This window comes from Pseudomonas sp. 22085, assembly GCF_052045815.1.
Taxonomy (GTDB): Bacteria; Pseudomonadota; Gammaproteobacteria; order Pseudomonadales; family Pseudomonadaceae; genus Aquipseudomonas; species Aquipseudomonas glycinae.
The window spans coordinates 27,639-44,141 of sequence record NZ_JBQEQA010000007.1 but is presented as its reverse complement, the minus strand read 5'-3'; the positions used below and the strand labels follow the sequence as shown (position 1 = coordinate 44,141).

Genomic DNA, 16,503 nt, shown 5'->3' with positions numbered 1-16,503 from the left:
CTTAAAACTCCTGCCGCTCAGGCGCTAAACTCCCGGACACCCGAGACCCCTTGCCTCCGAGCCCTGCGCGCCGGTTTGAGCCGACATGACCCGCACCCATGAAATCCGCCCCGACCTGGACGAAGGCATCGACCGCAAGGTACTCAGCCAGCTACGTGCACGTTTTCTGAAACTCAATGAAGGCCGCCTGAACCGGGCGCTGGAAGGTCTGTCGACTCGCCAGCAAAGCGTGCTCACGCTGCTGCCACTGTTTTTCCACGTCAATCATCCGCTGCTGCCCGGCTATGTCTCGGGCAGTACGCCGGCCGGGCTGTCGAATTACGAACCCGACGCCGATGTGCTGGCCGAAGCTCAGCGCCTGACGCGCTCGTTCTCCTATAAGCCGCGTCACGGCAGCAACCCGCCACGGCCGATTCACGGGCTGTTCCTGATGGGCAGCCTCGGCACGCTGGCCCAGGCCGACCAGAGCGACATGGATGTGTGGGTCTGCCACGCCCCCGACCTGAGCGACAGTGAACTGGCCGAGCTGCGCAAGAAATGCCAGGTGCTCGAAACCTGGGCGGCCAGCCAGGGGGCCGAGGCGCACTTTTTCCTGATCGACCCGGTGCGTTTCGTCAAAGGCGAGCGCGACACCCAGCTCAGCTCCGAAGATTGCGGCACCACCCAGCATTACCTGCTGCTGGACGAGTTCTACCGCACCGCGATCTGGCTCGCCGGGCGCACGCCGATCTGGTGGCTGGTGCCGGTCTACGAAGAACGCGCCTACGATGCGTACACCCACACCCTGATTTCCAAGCGTTTCATCCGCAACGATGAAACCCTCGACCTGGGGCCGATGGCGCACATTCCGCCGGGCGAGTTCGTCGGCGCCGGGCTGTGGCAACTGTTCAAGGGCATCGAATCGCCTTACAAATCGGTGCTCAAGCTGCTGCTGACCGAGGTCTACGCCAGCGAACATCCCCACGTGCAGTGCCTGAGCCTGCGCTTCAAGCAGGCCGTATTTGCCAACCGGCTGGATCTCGACGAGCTCGACCCGTACATGGTGGTCTACCGCCGGATCGAGGAATACCTCACTGCGCGCAACGAGCCGGAACGCCTGGAGCTGGTACGCCGGGCGCTGTACCTCAAGGTCAACCGCAAGCTCACCGGCAACACCCGCACCCAAAGCTGGCAGCGCTCACTGCTGGAAAGACTGGCCAGCGAATGGCATTGGGATCAGCGGCAACTGGCGCTGCTCGACAGCCGCAGCCAGTGGAAAGTCCGCCAGGTCAGCGCCGAGCGCCGGGCGCTGGTAAACGAGCTGAACTACAGCTACCGCTTCCTGACCCAGTTCGCCCGCAGCGAGCAGACCGTCAGCCTGATCAACAAGCGCGACCTCAACGTTCTCGGCCGGCGCCTGTACGCAGCGTTCGAACGCAAGGCCGACAAGGTCGAGTTCATCAACCCCGGCATCGCCCCGGATCTGGCCGAAGACACCCTGACCCTGGTGCAATCGCCGAACAAAAAGGAACCGGGCCAAACCCAGTGGGGCCTGTACAACGGCAGCCTGACGGCGCTGGAGTGGGAACACTTCGCGCCGATCAAGCGCAGCCGCGAGTTGCTGGAACTGCTGACCTGGTGCCACCGCAACGGCGTGATCGACAGCAGCACCCGACTGGCGCTGCACCCCGGCACCAGCGATATGAGCGAGTTCGAGCTGTTCAACCTGCTCGGCAGCCTGCAACAGAGCATTGCCCTGCCCTTGTCCACCGTCGCCGAAGAACCGCTGCTGCGCGCCGCCGTGCCGAGCGAAGTGCTGATGCTGGTGAATGTCGGGGTCGATCCGCTCAAGCATCACCGCGACCTGAACATCCTGATGACCACCGAACGCACGGATTCGCTGAGTTACGCCGGCGTGCGCGAGAATCTGGTGCTGACCCTGGATCAGGTCACGCTCAACAGCTGGAACGAAGTGCTGGTCAACCGCTTCGACGGCCCGCATGCCCTGATGGACTGCCTGCGCGATTACCTCAACAACCTGCCGCGCGGGTCGCAACAACCATCGCTGCGAGTGCGCTGTTTCTGTCACAACCGCGCGCAATTCATTGCGCGCCGGGTGGAAGAAATCGTCGACACCGCGCAGACCCTGTTGCTCAGCGACCTGAATCACCGCTACCTGATCCAGGTGCAGCAGCATTACCACGTGCTGGAACTGGTGCCGGGCCAGGTCAGCCATGTGGCCCTCGCCACCCTGCCGGCGCTGCTCGAATACCTGGGCGAGGAACAGCCGCGCTACAGCCCGCTGCACCTGGATCCGATGGCACTGGAAGACCACGATCTGGCGTTGATCCTGCCAATGGGCCAGCCCGAATGCATTCAGGTGTTCTACCGGATCACCGAACAAACCGCCGAGCTGTACGTTCTCGACGAATTCAATGCGCTGTGGCAACAGCATTTGCCCTATCACGACGAGCAAAGCCTGTTGGTGCCGTTGCAGCGGTTCCTGCAATCGATCCAGTTCCGCCGCGAAGCGCTGCTGCCGATGGACTCGGGCCACGCCGCCAGCCTTGAAATCTTGTATTACCAGTTATTGCCATCAGGACCGGGACGCGCGCGACGGGTCGAAATGCGCCCCGCACCGCAGACGCCGGTCAACAAACCGTTCTATGACGTACAGGCGATCATCGGCAAGGCCGCGCCCGGCGAAGTGCAGGTCACGCTGTACTGCAATCAACGGGAATTCAGCGAGCTGGAACATGGCGACCAGCTGTTCAGCGTGGTCGCCCGGGAGATCGTCGGACAGCGCCGGGAAAGCGAGCGCTACCGCTGCTACATCACCGACCTGGACCTGTCGGGCGTGATCGGTGACGGGCAGAGTTCGAGCAATCTGTATCTGCGTTACAAGGCCGACCTGGAACGCTCTCTGAACGAGGCGCTCGAGCAGGTCTGAGGCGGGCTACTCCGGAAAATCACCGCCGTTGGCCGGCTGCGATTCGACTTCGAGCAAGGTCAGCTTCAGGGTCTTGCCGCCCGGGGCCGGCCAGTCGATGTGCTGACCAACCTTCAGGCCCAGCAGCGCACTGCCGACCGGAGCCAGGATCGAGATTTTGCCTTCGTCGGCGTTGGCGTGCTTCGGATAGACCAGGGTCAGGTGGTAGTCCTTGCCACTGCTTTCTTCACGACAGTGCACGCGGGAATTCATCGTCACGACATCGGCAGGTACTTCATCGTGACCGACCAGGGTATCGGCGCGGTCCAGTTCGGTTTGCAGCGCGATCACGCCCGGCAGCGTGTCATCCAGGCTGTCGATCAGGCGCTCCAGACGTTGCACGTCCAGACGGGTAAGGGTGATGGAAGGTGCGGTCATGATCCGGGCAGACTCCTTTCTTCTGCACACAAAAAAAGCAAAACCCCGCCAAAAAAGACGGGGTTTTCACCAGGCCTCGATGGGTTGAGGCGTTTCCGGACACTAACACAGCTCAAAAAATATACAAGCTACGCCCCGGCGAGCTGCCGGCGCTGAGCCGCTCGCGCGCAAATCACCCGGCGGCGCTCGTCATCGGCCGAGCGCCACTCGCGGATGTCTTCGACATGGCGCATGCAACCGAGGCAGACCTTCTGCTCATCCAGCCGGCACACGCCAGTGCACGGCGAAGGCACGGCCGGGCTGACGTTGCTGTAGAGCGGCTTCGGCGGACGGACGGGCGCAGTATCAGTCACGAAATCACAGGCCTTCGAAATCGAATTCGGTGCCGGCCTGCTGCTTGACGATGCGCTCGAGCATTTCGCCCAGCTGCTCTTCGCTCTTGTCGCACATCCAGCGCTCGCTTTCTTCGTCGTAGTCGAAGTGGAAACCACCGGACACAGCGGCCAGCCACAGCTGACGCAACGGTTCCTGACGACTGAAGATCAGCTGGGTGCCGTTCTCGAACTTGACGGTCAGCACACCGGCCGAGTTCTCCATGTCGATGTCCAGGTCGCTGTCGTCGAAGATGTCTTCCAGTTTTTCCTGGGTTTCATCGACCAGATCGTGGAAACGGGCTTCGGACAAACTCATTGCGGCAACCTCAAAAAATGTCTGATCAGGCTCAAGCGCCGCAAGATACGGACGCTGCCAGCCGATTGCAAAGGATAACGACCAAGCGCCCTGCCCGGCGACGAAATATCCACCCGCCACGCGGGAATAGTTTCCGCGCCGCAGCCCGAGCCCCGCCGGACGGGAGTTCCGTCGCATAGGCAAGCTGCCGGGTGGCCGGTATACTCCGGCGCAATTAACGCATTTTCAAGGATTTCGCCATGAAGCGCCTGATCTCTTCCCTTGCTGCGCTCGTCGCGGTTGCCTGTCTCGTTTCGGCCTGCGGTCAGAAAGGCCCGCTGTACCTGCCCGATGAAGATCAGGACCCGGCCGAGCAAGCCCAGTCTTCGCAAAAGCAGCCTGCCTCCAAGGCACACAAGCACGACGTCTACTAAGGGATCGCCATGGACGCTTTTAACTACCGTGGCGGGGAGCTGTTCGCGGAAGGTGTGGCGCTGTCCGCCATCGCCGATCACTTCGGCACTCCCACCTACGTCTACTCCCGCGCACACATCGAGGCCCAGTACCTGGCCTACGCCGATGCGCTGGCCGGCATGCCGCACCTGGTGTGCTTCGCGGTCAAGGCCAACTCCAACCTCGGCGTCCTGAATGTCCTGGCGCGTATCGGCGCCGGTTTCGACATCGTCTCCCGTGGCGAGCTGGAACGCGTGCTGGCCGCCGGCGGCAGCCCGGACAAGATCGTGTTCTCCGGCGTCGGCAAGACCCGTGACGACATGCGCCGTGCGCTGGAAGTCGGCGTGCATTGCTTCAACGTCGAATCCACCGACGAGCTCGAGCGCCTGCAAGTGGTCGCCGCCGAGTTGGGCGTTCGCGCGCCGATCTCGCTGCGCGTGAACCCGGACGTCGATGCCGGCACCCACCCGTACATCTCCACCGGTCTCAAAGAGAACAAGTTCGGCATCGCCATTGCCGACGCTGAAGACGTGTACGTGCGTGCCGCGCACCTGCCGAACCTGGAAGTGGTCGGCGTCGATTGCCACATCGGTTCGCAACTGACCACTCTGCCGCCGTTCCTCGATGCCCTCGACCGCCTGCTGGATCTGGTCGATCGCCTCGGCGATTGCGGCATCCACCTGCGCCACATCGATCTCGGTGGCGGCCTGGGTGTGCGTTATCGCGATGAAGAGCCGCCATTGGCCGCCGATTACATCAAGGCTGTGCGCGAGCGCCTGGTCGGTCGTGATCTGGCGCTGGTGTTCGAGCCGGGCCGCTTCATCGTCGCCAACGCCGGCGTGCTGCTGACTCAGGTCGAGTACCTCAAGCACACCGAACACAAAGACTTCGCCATCGTCGACGCGGCCATGAACGACCTGATCCGCCCGGCGCTGTACCAGGCCTGGATGGACGTGACCCCGGTCAAGCCACGCGAGACCGCTGCACGCACGTACGACGTGGTCGGCCCGATCTGCGAAACCGGCGACTTCCTCGCCAAGGAACGCGTACTGGCGCTGGAAGAAGGCGATCTGCTGGCCGTGCATTCAGCCGGTGCCTATGGTTTCGTGATGAGCTCCAACTACAACACCCGCGGCCGTGCTGCTGAGGTGCTGGTGGATGGCGATCAGGCCTTTGAAGTGCGTCGCCGCGAAACCGTGGCCGAGCTGTTTGCCGGCGAAAGCCTGCTGCCGGAGTGACCCCATGCTGCTGCGTTTTACCAAGATGCATGGCCTGGGCAACGACTTCATGGTTCTCGACCTGGTCAGTCAGCACGCGCATATTCAGCCCAAGCACGCGAAAATGTGGGGCGACCGGCACACCGGCATCGGTTTCGACCAGTTGCTGATCGTCGAAGCGCCGAGCAACCCGGATGTGGATTTCCGTTACCGGATCTTCAACTCCGACGGTTCCGAAGTGGAGCAGTGCGGCAACGGTGCGCGCTGCTTCGCCCGCTTCGTGCTCGACAAACGCCTGACCGCCAAACGGCAGATCCGCGTCGAGACCAAGGGCGGCATCATCGAACTGGACGTGCGTAACGACGGCCAGATCGGCGTTAACATGGGCGCCCCGCGCCTGGTGCCGGCGGACATCCCGTTCCAGGCGCCGGAGCAGGCCCTGAGTTATCAGGTCGATGTCGACGGTACGCCGATCGATCTGGCGGCGGTGTCCATGGGCAACCCCCATGCGGTGCTGCGGGTCAGCGATATCAACACTGCACCGGTGCATGAACTGGGGCCGAAAATCGAACACCATCCGCGCTTTCCGGCGCGGGTCAACGTCGGTTTTCTCCAGGTCATCGACCGCCATCGCGCGCAACTGCGCGTGTGGGAACGCGGCGCCGGGGAAACCCAGGCCTGCGGCACCGGTGCCTGCGCTGCTGCTGTAGCGGCGATCAGTCAGGGGTGGATGGATTCGCCACTGTTGATCGACCTGCCGGGCGGGCGTCTGTCCATAGAGTGGGCAGGCCCCGGCCAACCGGTGTTGATGACCGGCCCGGCAGTGCGCGTATACGAAGGACAAGTGCGTCTTTGAGTGAGCAGAAGCCATGACCGATAAGCCTCAGGTACCCGCCCGACAGTCCGGTGAATCAGCGTCCGAGAGCCTGGAGGCGGCAGCAGTTGCCGCGTACCTGGAGGCTCATCCGGACTTCTTCGTCGAGCATGAAGAACTGCTGCCGTCCCTGCGCATCCCCCATCAGCGCGGCGATACCGTCTCGCTGGTCGAGCGCCAGATGGCCATCCTGCGCGACCGCAACATCGAGATGCGTCATCGCCTCTCGCACTTGATGGACGTCGCCCGGGACAACGATCGCCTGTTCGACAAGACCCGTCGCTTGATACTTGCACTGATGGACGCTGCCACCCTGGAAGACGTGGTGATCAGCGTCGAAGACAGCCTGCGCCAGGATTTCCAGGTGCCCTTCGTCAGCCTGATCCTGCTCGGCGACAACCCGGCCCCGGTTGGCCGCTGGGTGACCCACGCCGACGCGCAGACCGCCATCGGCGGATTGCTCACTGAAGGCAAGAGCGTCAGCGGCAGCCTGCGCGAACATGAACTGGACTTCCTGTTCGGTGAAGAGCAACGCAAGCAGATCGGCTCCACCGCCGTGGTCGCCGTCAGCCATCAGGGCATCCACGGAATCCTGGCCATCGCCAGCCGTGATCCGCAGCACTACAAGAGTTCGGTCGGCACGCTGTTCCTCAGCTACATCGCCGAAGTCATGGGTCGCGTGCTGCCACGGGTCAATAGCTCCCTGCGCTCGGTACGCTGACCATGGAACGACAACTGGACGCTTACTGCGAACACCTGCGCAGTGAGCGGCAGGTGTCGCCGCATACGCTGTCGGCCTACCGCCGCGATCTCGATAAAGTCCTCGGCTGGTGCAACAAACAGAACATCGGTAGCTGGCAGGCGCTGGACATCCAGCGCCTGCGCAGCCTGATCGCCCGCCTGCATGCCCAGGGCCAGTCCTCACGCAGTCTGGCGCGCCTGCTTTCAGCGGTGCGCGGGCTCTATCACTATCTGAATCGTGAAGGTCTCTGCGATCACGATCCGGCCACCGGCCTGGCACCGCCCAAAGGCGAGCGCCGCTTGCCGAAAACCCTCGATACCGACCGAGCGCTGCAACTGCTCGAAGGCGCAGTCGAGGACGACTTTCTGGCCCGGCGCGATCAGGCGATTCTGGAATTGTTCTATTCCTCCGGCCTGCGGCTGTCAGAGCTGACCGGGCTCAATCTCGATCAGCTCGATCTGGCGGACGGCATGGTTCAAGTGCTCGGCAAAGGCAGCAAGACACGCCTGTTGCCGGTCGGCAAAAAGGCCCGTGAAGCACTGGAGCACTGGCTACCACTGCGGGCGCTAACCAACCCGGCAGACGACGCGGTATTCGTCAGCCAGCAAGGCCGACGCCTCGGCCCGCGCGCGATTCAGGTTCGGGTCAAACTCGCCGGCGAGCGCGAACTGGGGCAGAACCTGCACCCGCACATGCTGCGGCACTCCTTCGCCAGCCATTTGCTCGAGTCCTCCCAGGACCTGCGTGCGGTGCAGGAATTGCTCGGCCACTCGGACATCAAGACCACCCAGATCTATACCCACCTGGACTTCCAGCACCTGGCGGCGGTCTACGACAGCGCCCATCCACGGGCCAAACGCATGAAAGGCGATGATTCATGAGCATCCAGTTGATCACTTTCGACCTCGACGACACCCTGTGGGACACCGCCCCGGTGATCGTCAGCGCCGAAGCGGTTTTGCGCGAATGGCTGAGCGAACATGCGCCGAATCTGGGCGCGGTGCCGGTGGAGCATCTGTGGTCGATCCGCGAGCGGGTGCTGGCCAGCGAGCCGGGATTGAAGCACCGCATCAGCGCACTGCGCCGACGAGTGCTGTTCCATGCGCTGGAGGAAGCCGGGTACGCCCATGGCGAAGCTTCGGATCTGGCAGACAAGAGTTTTGAAGTGTTTCTGCATGCGCGGCATCAGATCGAAGTGTTTCCGGAAGTCGAGCCGATCCTGGAAACCCTCGCCAAACACTACGCACTCGGTGTGGTCACCAACGGCAACGCCGATGTGCGTCGGTTGGGGCTGGCGGATTACTTCAAGTTTGCGCTGTGCGCCGAAGACATCGGCATCGCCAAGCCGGATGTCCGACTGTTCCATGAAGCGTTGCAGCGCGGTGGCGTGAGCGCCGAGGCGGCGGTGCATATCGGTGACCACCCGGGGGACGACATCGCCGGGGCGCAGCAAGCGGGATTGCGTGCGATCTGGTTCAACCCGGCCGGCAAGGTCTGGGAAGCGGAGCGCCTGCCGGATGCCGAGATTCGTAGCCTGAACGATCTGCCCGCGGTGCTCGCACGCTGGAACAGCCGCGGCTAACTTTCTTTCGCCCATGAAAAAGCCCGCAGCGACGGCGGGCTTTTTCAGCAAGCGAGCGACACGCCTCAGATAGGGCGGCTGCCGTACTTGTTGTCCGGTTTCTTGGGCGGATCGGCGACCACGTTGGCCTCCACTTCCTGCACCTTGCCGCCGCGTGCAAGGAACTCTTCCATGGCCTTGGCCAGGGCATCGCGTTCCTTGTTCTTGGCTTCGATGCTCGGCAACTCGTCGACCGACACCGCAGCCTTGGCCTTGCCTTTGGCAGCCGGGGCCGGCGTATCGTCACCGCCATCGTCTTCAGCAACGTCTTCCGCTGCTGCTTCCAGACCGTCTTCGGCCTCGTCTTCGTCGCCTACTTCGAGGTCGTCGTTTTCCAGATCATCGTCGCTCATGTTCTACCTCATGACTTGCGAAAAGCAGATTAGTTATAGACCAGCTTTGGCGACTGTCGAAAGTCGCCGGAAAAAAATCGGTAACCATTGGTGACCAACGGTTTATGCCCCTTCACCGTGCAAGGTGGCGAGGACTTTACGGGCACCGCCATGATCACGGTGCTCGCCCAGATAAACGCCTTGCCAGGTACCCAGTGCCAGTCGGCCCGCCGTTACCGGCAAACTGATCTGACAGCCCAGCACGCTGGCCTTGAAGTGCGCCGGGAGGTCGTCCAGGCCTTCGTCGTTATGCTCATAGCCGTCTGCTCCTTGTGGGATCAGACGATTGAAAAATCGTTCGAAGTCGCGACGTACCGCCGGATCGGCGTTCTCGTTGATGGTCAACGACGCCGAGGTATGCTGCAGCCACAAATGCAACAGACCGACCCGGCATGCCTTGAGTTCAGGCAGGCCGGCGAGCAACTCGTCGGTCACCAGATGAAAGCCCCGGGGCCGTGCCCGCAGGGTTATCAGAGTCTGTTGCCACATACAGTTCTCCGCACGTTCGGGGCGCATTCTAGCGCGCTCTGGAAAAAAACAAAGGCCCTAATATTCCTTCAATGATGTAAGCCTTTGGCCGCAGAAAAACACTCGTCGTAAACACGACCAAAGCAGTACGAAAAATCCTTTCAGCTGTATCAGGGGAGACAAATTCCAGACAAAAAAATGCCCGGCGAACCGGGCAAGTTTTTTGCGGCGCGTGCTTACAGGTTGTAGCCGCGCTCGTTGTGTTGTGCCAGATCCAGGCCGACCGATTCTTCTTCCTCGGTCACGCGCAGACCCATCACGGCATCCAGTACCTTGAGGATGATGAAGGTGACGATCGCGGTGTAGATCACGGTGAAGCCGACGCCTTTGCACTGAATCCAGACTTGTGCGGCGATGTCGGTGACGGTGCCGAAGCCACCCAGCGACGGTGCAGCGAACACACCGGTCAGGATCGCGCCAAGGATACCGCCGATACCGTGCACGCCGAAGGCATCCAGGGAGTCGTCATAACCGAGTTTGCGTTTCAGGGTGGTGGCGCAGAAGAAGCACACCACGCCTGCCGCCAGACCGATGACCAGGGCGCCCATCGGGCCCACGGTGCCCGCGGCCGGAGTGATCGCCACCAGACCTGCAACGACGCCGGATGCGATACCCAGTGCGCTTGGTTTGCCGTGGGTGATCCACTCGGCGAACATCCAGCCCAGTGCAGCAGCGGCGGTCGCGATCTGGGTCACCAGCATCGCCATGCCCGCGGTGCCGTTGGCGGCCGCAGCGGAACCGGCGTTGAAGCCGAACCAGCCAACCCACAGCATCGCCGCGCCCATCAGGGTGTAACCCAGATTGTGTGGCGCCATCGGAGTGGTCGGGAAGCCTTTGCGCTTGCCCAGTACCAGGCAGGCAATCAGACCGGCCACACCGGCGTTGATGTGCACCACGGTGCCGCCGGCGAAGTCGAGTACGCCCCAGTCCCACATCAGGCCGCCGTTGCCGGACCAGACCATGTGCGCGATCGGTGCATAAACCAGGGTGAACCAGATGCCCATGAAGATCAGCATCGCGGAGAACTTCATCCGCTCGGCGAACGCACCGACGATCAGCGCCGGGGTGATGATCGCGAAGGTCATCTGGAAGGTGATGAAGACCGCCTCGGGGAACAGCGCCGCCGGGCCGGTCAGGCTCGCTGGCGTGACACCGGCGAGGAACGCCTTGCCGAAACCACCCACGAACGAGTTGAAGTTGACGACGCCCTGCTCCATGCCGGTGGTGTCGAACGCGATGCTGTAGCCATAAATGACCCACAGGACGCTGATCAGACCGGTAATGGCGAAGCACTGCATCATCACGGAAAGAATGTTTTTCGACCGAACCATGCCGCCGTAGAACAGCGCGAGGCCGGGAATGGTCATGAATAGCACGAGGGCTGTGGAGGTGAGCATCCAGGCGGTGTCGCCGGAGTTCAGGACTGGAGCTGCCACTTCGTCTGCCGCCATGGCCAGGCCGGGCATTACGATAGACAACAGGGCTCCTAGCCCTGCGAATTTACGCAGAGTCATATTGTTTTCTCCTGGGGCGTTGGGTTTGTGGCGGCGTTTAGATCGCGTCGGTATCGGTTTCGCCGGTACGGATGCGGATCGCCTGTTCCAGATTGACCACGAAGATCTTGCCGTCACCGATCTTGCCGGTGTTGGCAGCCTTGGTTATCGCCTCGATAACCCGATCCAGATCCTTGTCGTCGATGGCAACGTCGATTTTCACCTTGGGCAGAAAATCGACCACATACTCCGCGCCGCGATACAGCTCGGTGTGACCCTTCTGCCGACCGAAGCCTTTGACTTCAGTAACGGTAATGCCCTGCACGCCGATCTCGGACAGCGACTCGCGCACGTCGTCCAACTTGAACGGCTTGATGATGGCAGTGACTAGCTTCATGAAACTCTCTCCCGAATTGGTGGACTTGCCCCAGGAAAACAAACCCGACTCAAGTCTAAGCGCAGTGCCTGGCTTTGTAACGCTTCGTTGTCGACGCCAGCTAACCGCTCCAGACGAAACTCCCCGCTCCGTCTGCCGCACTGCATTCGTCACAGCGACTGCATCAGTGCATGGGTCGAAGGTGACTAAGCAGAAAGCTTGCCATCTCGCCAAAAACCACTGATTTCAATCCCTTGGCCGCTGCCGCAGATGCCATCACCCAAATGGCACTCGGGATACGCACAACAACGGTGCGTGGCCGTGCATCCAGTTGCGCGAAAAGCGTGCATCCGTGCCTGCACCAATGACTATAGACACTGCGTGATACACTGCCGGCCATAGTTTCCAGGACATATCCCATGCTCGCGCCCAAAGACTTCCTCGACGCCCTGAGCGGCACCGCCTCCCGCCTGTTCAGCGGCGACACGCCCTTGCCAAAAGCCGAAATCGAAAGCCAGTTCAAGATGCTGCTGCAAAGCGCCTTCAGCAAACTGGACCTGGTGAGCCGCGAAGAGTTTGACAGTCAGATGGTAGTGCTGGCGCGCACTCGCGCCCGGCTCGAGAGCCTTGAGGCGAAGGTGGCGGAGATGGAAGCGAAGCTGACGCCGCCGGCTGAGTAACACCTCGTGTCTTTGTGAATGCGGTCCCTTGTGGGAGCGGGCTTGCCCGCGAATGAAGGTCGGAACGACCTTCCCGCGATTCAGGATTCGCTATCGACTTCCGGCAGAATCCTACAGATTGCAACCCCGCCGTCCGATTGCGCCGTGAAGCCCTGATTCCTAAGCTCACCCAATGCTGAATGTTCAGCACTGGGTTTGGCGACCCGAAAGCTTAAGGCGCACGAAAACCATGATGGCGGCTATGTTTACCGCCACATCGAGTCATGGCGGTTGTGCGTGGGAGACCTTCGGGTCTGCCGGGTTCCTTTTGCTCCGGTTCGCCAACCCGCGTACGACTGCCACCCAATTGTTTGGCGACAATTGAGGGCAGCCCTAAAGCAAAAGGAGCTGTTCAATGAATAACGAAGATACGTATCTCACTCCTCAGGTTTTCATCCGCCACAAACTCCCCCTCCACGCCCTGCTCATCCAGAACCAACCCTGGTTCTCTGCCCGCGACCTGGGCCGCCTGCTGCACATTTACCTCAACGAACGCATGCTGCGAAAACTCGACCCCGACCAATACCAAACCCGCAAAACCCTGATCCACAACCAGATCGAAAACACCCTCCTGATCAGCGAATCCGGCATCTACGCCCTCCTCGTCTATCACTACTGCCCCGAATACCGAGCGCTACGCGAATGGCTCACCCATCAGGTTATCCCCACCCTGCGCGACGCCCAGCACCCCACCACAAACGAACGCCCACAGCTAAGCCTGCTGAATTGGCCCGAGATGTCGTTGAGTTTGCTGCACTGGAATAACCAGCCGTGGATTCGGTTGCAGGATGTGCCATTGATGGTGGTAGAACGGGAAAAGCTAAAGCGCCCAGAACCGGGCACTTGGTGGAAGAGGGCTTCGCGGATGCTGCAATCGCTATAGGCCCGCATGCCGGAGCTGAGCCCTGCGCAAATCGTAAGTCGACTGAAGATTCATCCAGAACTCAGGCGTGGTCTTGAGGTGAATGGCCAGCCTGATTGCCAGATCGGCGCAGATCCTGAGCTGGCATTTCACAAGCTTCTCGATCTCGGTTTCAGGCCAGTTTGTGGGCATGACCAAGTCCATGACTGTCATGCCCAACGGCTCCATGAATTCCTTATTCAGCACCTCACCCGGATAAATCGGGCGCATACCATTGCGGTCCATTTTTCGCCTCCAGAGGCTGCACTGAGCGGCCAAACTGGAGCATCCGACTTTGCGATACAAGACCGTCGAGTCGCTTTCGCTGGCGTCCTACAACTATTAGGGCATGCCCCTACAAAAATCGGCGTCTACGCCTGGTTATGCAGTCCTTACACCTGTCATTACATTGGCAAACGAAAATGCACCCATCAGGATGGAGGTCTCTGTGAAGGATAAAGAGAGGAAGACAAAGCTACTTCTGATTGTTGAACTACACCTTGAAGCACTCCGACTGGCTGGAAATATGTCAGCCAATCAACGGAGGTTTATTGAAGTCGCCCTTACGTGCGGACCTGAGCTTGAGCCAAGCGGCTTGTTGGCGGGCAGAAAATCCTGAATCCGTCCAAACCAACGTCCTTCACTTACGTAAGTACCGTCCTACAAGGACTGTCCCCCATGCCTGATTACGTGAGTATCCCTGCCTTCGCTACCTTCTGCGGCCTGATCCAAACAGAACACAGACAATGCGAAGAAAAGGAAAAGGTACCGAGCTCCGTAATCAGACACTCAAATCTGAAGCCCGCAAACTTGCACACCGAACCGTATCTATGGATCCGGAAGCATTAGCGGCCGGGGTGGATGCAACATCACTCGGAATTGAGCCAATTACTCCTGTAGCAATCAATGCATACCACCAGTGGAGCGGGCCCGTGAGCTATCCATGGGATGACGTGCTGAAGTGGAAAACCAAAGACGCAAAGGGTCTGGACCTGGCTTTTTGGTACGAAGGAGAACTGTGCGGCTTGTGTTACGCAACTCCGCGCAAAAGCACGATCTGCATAAAAATCATCCTTTTGCAGGGACGAACTGGCAGAACCCACACCTTGCGAGGCTGGATCGCACCCATGGCGCTACTGACAACTGAATTCTACGCACGGAGACTGGGATGTACTGAATTCGAGGTCCAGGAACCTGACTCTGGCGCCATCCCTTACTACCAAAAACTTGGCTTTCATTTCGACACAACCGACCGCCTTGTCTTTCCACTGGACGACCAATAAGATCGATTCATTCCTCCAGACACGAGAGGTGTCTATGAAACAGAAGAAGCGGAAAAAACAGCCGTTACTTGCATCCAGGCTTCGTGTAGAAGGGCCCAGTTTGGCCGATACGATTTCTGCCAGTCAGCGGAATTTTTTGAAGGTCGCCGCGACCTATGGCAAAGAATTGGAGCCAGATGGCTGGCTCGCCGGTGGCGGAACCTGAATCCCGAATTAAAAGACCGCCTGGTTGGCGGTTTTTTTTACGCCTGACGATTAATCATTTCGACTCCAGCAACATCCAGTGAAGGTTTGCCCAGGCAGCCGTCCCTCCAACACTCTCCTCCCCGACTACCCTTAAAAAACCGCAGGAAGCGGCCCCCGATTCAACTCAAGGAACGACCATGTCCCTCGCCATCGTCCATAGCCGCGCCCAGATTGGCGTGGATGCCCCCGCTGTCACCGTTGAAGTTCACCTCGCCAATGGCTTGCCCTCGCTGACCATGGTCGGCCTGCCCGAAGCGGCGGTGAAGGAGAGCAAGGACCGGGTGCGCAGTGCGATCATCAATTCCGGGCTGCAGTTTCCGGCGCGGCGGATCACCTTGAATCTGGCACCGGCGGATCTGCCCAAGGATGGCGGGCGGTTCGATCTGGCGATTGCGCTGGGGATACTGTCGGCGAGTGTGCAGGTGCCGACGTTGACGCTCGATGACGTGGAGTGTCTGGGTGAGCTGGCGTTATCCGGCGCCGTGCGGGCGGTGCGCGGGGTGTTGCCGGCGGCGCTGGCGGCGCGCAAGGCCGGGCGGACGCTGGTGGTGCCGCGGGCGAATGCCGAGGAGGCTTGTCTGGCGTCGGGACTGAGGGTGATTGCGGTGGATCATCTGCTGGAGGCCGTGGCGCATTTCAACGGGCATACACCGGTCGAGCCTTACGTCTCTGATGGGCTGATCCATGCCGCCAAACCCTATCCCGACTTGAATGAGGTACAAGGCCAACTGGCCGCCAAGCGGGCACTGCTGATTGCCGCCGCCGGTGCGCACAATCTGCTGTTCAGCGGGCCACCGGGGACGGGCAAGACGTTGCTGGCCAGTCGTTTGCCGGGCTTGCTGCCACCGCTGGCCGAGAGTGAAGCGCTGGAAGTGGCGGCGATTCAATCCGTCGCCAGCGGGGCGCCGCTGACTCACTGGCCGCAGCGCCCGTTCCGCCAACCGCATCACTCGGCCTCCGGGCCGGCACTGGTCGGAGGCAGCTCAAAACCGCAACCCGGCGAAATCACCCTCGCCCACCACGGCGTATTGTTTCTTGATGAACTGCCCGAGTTTGACCGCAAGGTGCTGGAGGTCCTGCGCGAACCGCTGGAATCCGGCTGCATCGTCATCGCACGGGCCAAGGAACGGGTGCGGTTTCCCGCCCGATTCCAGCTGGTGGCAGCGATGAATCCCTGCCCTTGTGGATATCTTGGCGAGCCCAGCGGCAAGTGCTCGTGCACGCCGGACATGGTGCAGCGCTATCGCAACAAGTTATCGGGGCCGTTGCTTGATCGGATCGATTTGCACCTGACGGTGGCGAGGGAAGCGACAGCGTTGAACCCGGCGGTGAAACCGGGAGAGGACAGCGCCAGCGCAGCCACATTGGTCGCCGAGGCCCGCGAGCGTCAGCAAAGACGCCAGGGCTGTGCCAATGCGTTTCTCGATTTGCCGGGGCTGAAGAAGCACTGCAAGTTATCCACAGCCGATGAAACCTGGCTGGAGACGGCGTGCGAAAGACTGACCTTGTCGCTGCGCTCGGCGCATCGGCTGCTCAAGGTCGCGCGGACACTGGCGGATCTGGAGAAGCGTGCGGATATCAGTCGCGAACATCTGGCCGAAGCGTTGCAGTATCGGCCGGCGACTCAGTAAGTGCCGAGATTG

General features: G+C 61.0%; 20 protein-coding genes. 12 read left to right on the top strand and 8 right to left on the bottom strand.

The window, feature by feature from the left end; genetic code table 11:
- Positions 1 to 85 precede the first annotated feature (85 nt).
- On the top strand, positions 86 to 2,929 hold the full coding sequence (locus ACTJK7_RS10170) for a class I adenylate cyclase (RefSeq protein ID WP_108563541.1): 2,844 nt from the start codon (positions 86 to 88) through the stop codon (positions 2,927 to 2,929).
- Between the two features lie 6 nt (positions 2,930 to 2,935).
- Here the strand turns inward: ACTJK7_RS10170 and rnk are convergent, their stop codons facing one another.
- From rnk to cyaY, 3 genes are all read right to left on the bottom strand, one after another.
- Positions 2,936 to 3,346, bottom strand: a complete 411-nt coding sequence (gene rnk / locus ACTJK7_RS10165) for a nucleoside diphosphate kinase regulator (RefSeq protein WP_064379882.1) — start codon at positions 3,344 to 3,346, stop codon at positions 2,936 to 2,938.
- Between the two features lie 128 nt (positions 3,347 to 3,474).
- Entirely contained in the window at positions 3,475 to 3,699 is a 225-nt protein-coding gene (locus tag ACTJK7_RS10160; RefSeq protein WP_084776915.1) for a DUF1289 domain-containing protein, read from the bottom strand.
- 4 nt (positions 3,700 to 3,703) lie between these two features.
- Positions 3,704 to 4,036 carry an iron donor protein CyaY gene (gene cyaY, locus ACTJK7_RS10155; RefSeq protein ID WP_007951887.1) on the bottom strand — a complete coding sequence of 111 codons (333 nt, stop codon included), beginning with the start codon at positions 4,034 to 4,036 and terminating at the stop codon, positions 3,704 to 3,706.
- 239 nt (positions 4,037 to 4,275) lie between these two features.
- Here cyaY and lptM point away from each other — a divergent pair, with 239 nt between their 5' ends.
- The 6 genes from lptM to ACTJK7_RS10125 are packed head-to-tail and all read left to right on the top strand — an operon-like array spanning position 4,276 to position 8,883.
- Entirely contained in the window at positions 4,276 to 4,449 is a 174-nt protein-coding gene (gene lptM, locus ACTJK7_RS10150) for an LPS translocon maturation chaperone LptM (protein WP_082934452.1), read from the top strand.
- A gap of 9 nt (positions 4,450 to 4,458) precedes the next feature.
- Entirely contained in the window at positions 4,459 to 5,706 is a 1,248-nt protein-coding gene (lysA, locus tag ACTJK7_RS10145; protein ID WP_323150893.1) for a diaminopimelate decarboxylase, read from the top strand.
- A gap of 4 nt (positions 5,707 to 5,710) precedes the next feature.
- Positions 5,711 to 6,541: a diaminopimelate epimerase gene (gene dapF / locus ACTJK7_RS10140; RefSeq protein WP_085606073.1), complete on the top strand. Its 831-nt coding sequence runs from the start codon at positions 5,711 to 5,713 to the stop codon at positions 6,539 to 6,541.
- A 13-nt stretch (positions 6,542 to 6,554) separates the two neighbouring features.
- On the top strand, positions 6,555 to 7,280 hold the full coding sequence (locus tag ACTJK7_RS10135) for a DUF484 family protein (protein WP_007951894.1): 726 nt from the start codon (positions 6,555 to 6,557) through the stop codon (positions 7,278 to 7,280).
- A gap of 2 nt (positions 7,281 to 7,282) precedes the next feature.
- On the top strand, positions 7,283 to 8,182 hold the full coding sequence (gene xerC, locus ACTJK7_RS10130; RefSeq protein ID WP_085612059.1) for a tyrosine recombinase XerC: 900 nt from the start codon (positions 7,283 to 7,285) through the stop codon (positions 8,180 to 8,182).
- The gene (locus ACTJK7_RS10125) at positions 8,179 to 8,883 is read left to right on the top strand and encodes an HAD family hydrolase (protein ID WP_064379876.1); all 705 of its coding nucleotides are present in this window, start codon (positions 8,179 to 8,181) and stop codon (positions 8,881 to 8,883) included. The genes xerC and ACTJK7_RS10125 overlap by 4 nt, the downstream gene beginning before the upstream one ends.
- Before the next feature lie 65 nt (positions 8,884 to 8,948).
- Here ACTJK7_RS10125 and sutA read toward each other — a convergent pair whose 3' ends face one another.
- From sutA to glnK, 4 genes are all read right to left on the bottom strand, one after another.
- The gene (sutA, locus tag ACTJK7_RS10120) at positions 8,949 to 9,275 is read right to left on the bottom strand and encodes a transcriptional regulator SutA (protein ID WP_007951900.1); all 327 of its coding nucleotides are present in this window, start codon (positions 9,273 to 9,275) and stop codon (positions 8,949 to 8,951) included.
- A gap of 102 nt (positions 9,276 to 9,377) precedes the next feature.
- Positions 9,378 to 9,803 carry a secondary thiamine-phosphate synthase enzyme YjbQ gene (locus ACTJK7_RS10115; RefSeq protein ID WP_011336526.1) on the bottom strand — a complete coding sequence of 142 codons (426 nt, stop codon included), beginning with the start codon at positions 9,801 to 9,803 and terminating at the stop codon, positions 9,378 to 9,380.
- Between the two features lie 215 nt (positions 9,804 to 10,018).
- Positions 10,019 to 11,356: an ammonium transporter gene (locus ACTJK7_RS10110; protein WP_007951904.1), complete on the bottom strand. Its 1,338-nt coding sequence runs from the start codon at positions 11,354 to 11,356 to the stop codon at positions 10,019 to 10,021.
- 37 nt (positions 11,357 to 11,393) lie between these two features.
- Positions 11,394 to 11,732 (bottom strand): P-II family nitrogen regulator, encoded by a 339-nt coding sequence (glnK, locus tag ACTJK7_RS10105; RefSeq protein ID WP_002555808.1) that lies wholly within the window; start codon positions 11,730 to 11,732, stop codon positions 11,394 to 11,396.
- A 398-nt stretch (positions 11,733 to 12,130) separates the two neighbouring features.
- Here glnK and ACTJK7_RS10100 point away from each other — a divergent pair, with 398 nt between their 5' ends.
- Complete coding sequence (locus tag ACTJK7_RS10100) at positions 12,131 to 12,391, top strand: accessory factor UbiK family protein (protein ID WP_007920416.1); 261 nt, start codon at positions 12,131 to 12,133, stop codon at positions 12,389 to 12,391.
- 394 nt (positions 12,392 to 12,785) lie between these two features.
- Complete coding sequence (locus ACTJK7_RS10095) at positions 12,786 to 13,313, top strand: BRO-N domain-containing protein (protein WP_085746784.1); 528 nt, start codon at positions 12,786 to 12,788, stop codon at positions 13,311 to 13,313.
- Here ACTJK7_RS10095 and ACTJK7_RS10090 read toward each other — a convergent pair.
- Positions 13,308 to 13,577: a HigA family addiction module antitoxin gene (locus tag ACTJK7_RS10090; protein WP_108563543.1), complete on the bottom strand. Its 270-nt coding sequence runs from the start codon at positions 13,575 to 13,577 to the stop codon at positions 13,308 to 13,310. The two genes, ACTJK7_RS10095 and ACTJK7_RS10090, sit on opposite strands and share 6 nt — an antisense overlap.
- 584 nt (positions 13,578 to 14,161) lie before the next feature.
- Here ACTJK7_RS10090 and ACTJK7_RS10085 point away from each other — a divergent pair.
- The 3 genes from ACTJK7_RS10085 (at position 14,162) to ACTJK7_RS10075 (ending at position 16,491) form a co-directional block, all read left to right on the top strand.
- Entirely contained in the window at positions 14,162 to 14,614 is a 453-nt protein-coding gene (locus tag ACTJK7_RS10085) for an N-acetyltransferase (protein WP_419791500.1), read from the top strand.
- A gap of 34 nt (positions 14,615 to 14,648) precedes the next feature.
- Entirely contained in the window at positions 14,649 to 14,819 is a 171-nt protein-coding gene (locus tag ACTJK7_RS10080; protein WP_170928908.1) for a hypothetical protein, read from the top strand.
- Positions 14,820 to 14,997: 178 nt separating this feature from the next.
- Positions 14,998 to 16,491, top strand: a complete 1,494-nt coding sequence (locus tag ACTJK7_RS10075) for a YifB family Mg chelatase-like AAA ATPase (RefSeq protein WP_064379868.1) — start codon at positions 14,998 to 15,000, stop codon at positions 16,489 to 16,491.
- Positions 16,492 to 16,503 lie beyond the last annotated feature (12 nt).

What these genes read in the sequence shown, in the direction of transcription:
- ACTJK7_RS10170 (WP_108563541.1), top strand. Translation starts at nt 86, where the DNA reads ATGACCCGCACCCATGAAATCCGCCCCGACCTGGACGAAGGCATCGAC.
- rnk (WP_064379882.1), bottom strand. Translation starts at nt 3,346, where the DNA reads ATGACCGCACCTTCCATCACCCTTACCCGTCTGGACGTGCAACGTCTG.
- cyaY (WP_007951887.1), bottom strand. Translation starts at nt 4,036, where the DNA reads ATGAGTTTGTCCGAAGCCCGTTTCCACGATCTGGTCGATGAAACCCAG.
- lptM (WP_082934452.1), top strand. Translation starts at nt 4,276, where the DNA reads ATGAAGCGCCTGATCTCTTCCCTTGCTGCGCTCGTCGCGGTTGCCTGT.
- lysA (WP_323150893.1), top strand. Translation starts at nt 4,459, where the DNA reads ATGGACGCTTTTAACTACCGTGGCGGGGAGCTGTTCGCGGAAGGTGTG.
- dapF (WP_085606073.1), top strand. Translation starts at nt 5,711, where the DNA reads ATGCTGCTGCGTTTTACCAAGATGCATGGCCTGGGCAACGACTTCATG.
- ACTJK7_RS10135 (WP_007951894.1), top strand. Translation starts at nt 6,555, where the DNA reads ATGACCGATAAGCCTCAGGTACCCGCCCGACAGTCCGGTGAATCAGCG.
- xerC (WP_085612059.1), top strand. Translation starts at nt 7,283, where the DNA reads ATGGAACGACAACTGGACGCTTACTGCGAACACCTGCGCAGTGAGCGG.
- ACTJK7_RS10125 (WP_064379876.1), top strand. Translation starts at nt 8,179, where the DNA reads ATGAGCATCCAGTTGATCACTTTCGACCTCGACGACACCCTGTGGGAC.
- sutA (WP_007951900.1), bottom strand. Translation starts at nt 9,275, where the DNA reads ATGAGCGACGATGATCTGGAAAACGACGACCTCGAAGTAGGCGACGAA.
- ACTJK7_RS10115 (WP_011336526.1), bottom strand. Translation starts at nt 9,803, where the DNA reads ATGTGGCAACAGACTCTGATAACCCTGCGGGCACGGCCCCGGGGCTTT.
- ACTJK7_RS10110 (WP_007951904.1), bottom strand. Translation starts at nt 11,356, where the DNA reads ATGACTCTGCGTAAATTCGCAGGGCTAGGAGCCCTGTTGTCTATCGTA.
- glnK (WP_002555808.1), bottom strand. Translation starts at nt 11,732, where the DNA reads ATGAAGCTAGTCACTGCCATCATCAAGCCGTTCAAGTTGGACGACGTG.
- ACTJK7_RS10100 (WP_007920416.1), top strand. Translation starts at nt 12,131, where the DNA reads ATGCTCGCGCCCAAAGACTTCCTCGACGCCCTGAGCGGCACCGCCTCC.
- ACTJK7_RS10095 (WP_085746784.1), top strand. Translation starts at nt 12,786, where the DNA reads ATGAATAACGAAGATACGTATCTCACTCCTCAGGTTTTCATCCGCCAC.
- ACTJK7_RS10090 (WP_108563543.1), bottom strand. Translation starts at nt 13,577, where the DNA reads ATGGACCGCAATGGTATGCGCCCGATTTATCCGGGTGAGGTGCTGAAT.
- ACTJK7_RS10085 (WP_419791500.1), top strand. Translation starts at nt 14,162, where the DNA reads ATGGATCCGGAAGCATTAGCGGCCGGGGTGGATGCAACATCACTCGGA.
- ACTJK7_RS10080 (WP_170928908.1), top strand. Translation starts at nt 14,649, where the DNA reads ATGAAACAGAAGAAGCGGAAAAAACAGCCGTTACTTGCATCCAGGCTT.
- ACTJK7_RS10075 (WP_064379868.1), top strand. Translation starts at nt 14,998, where the DNA reads ATGTCCCTCGCCATCGTCCATAGCCGCGCCCAGATTGGCGTGGATGCC.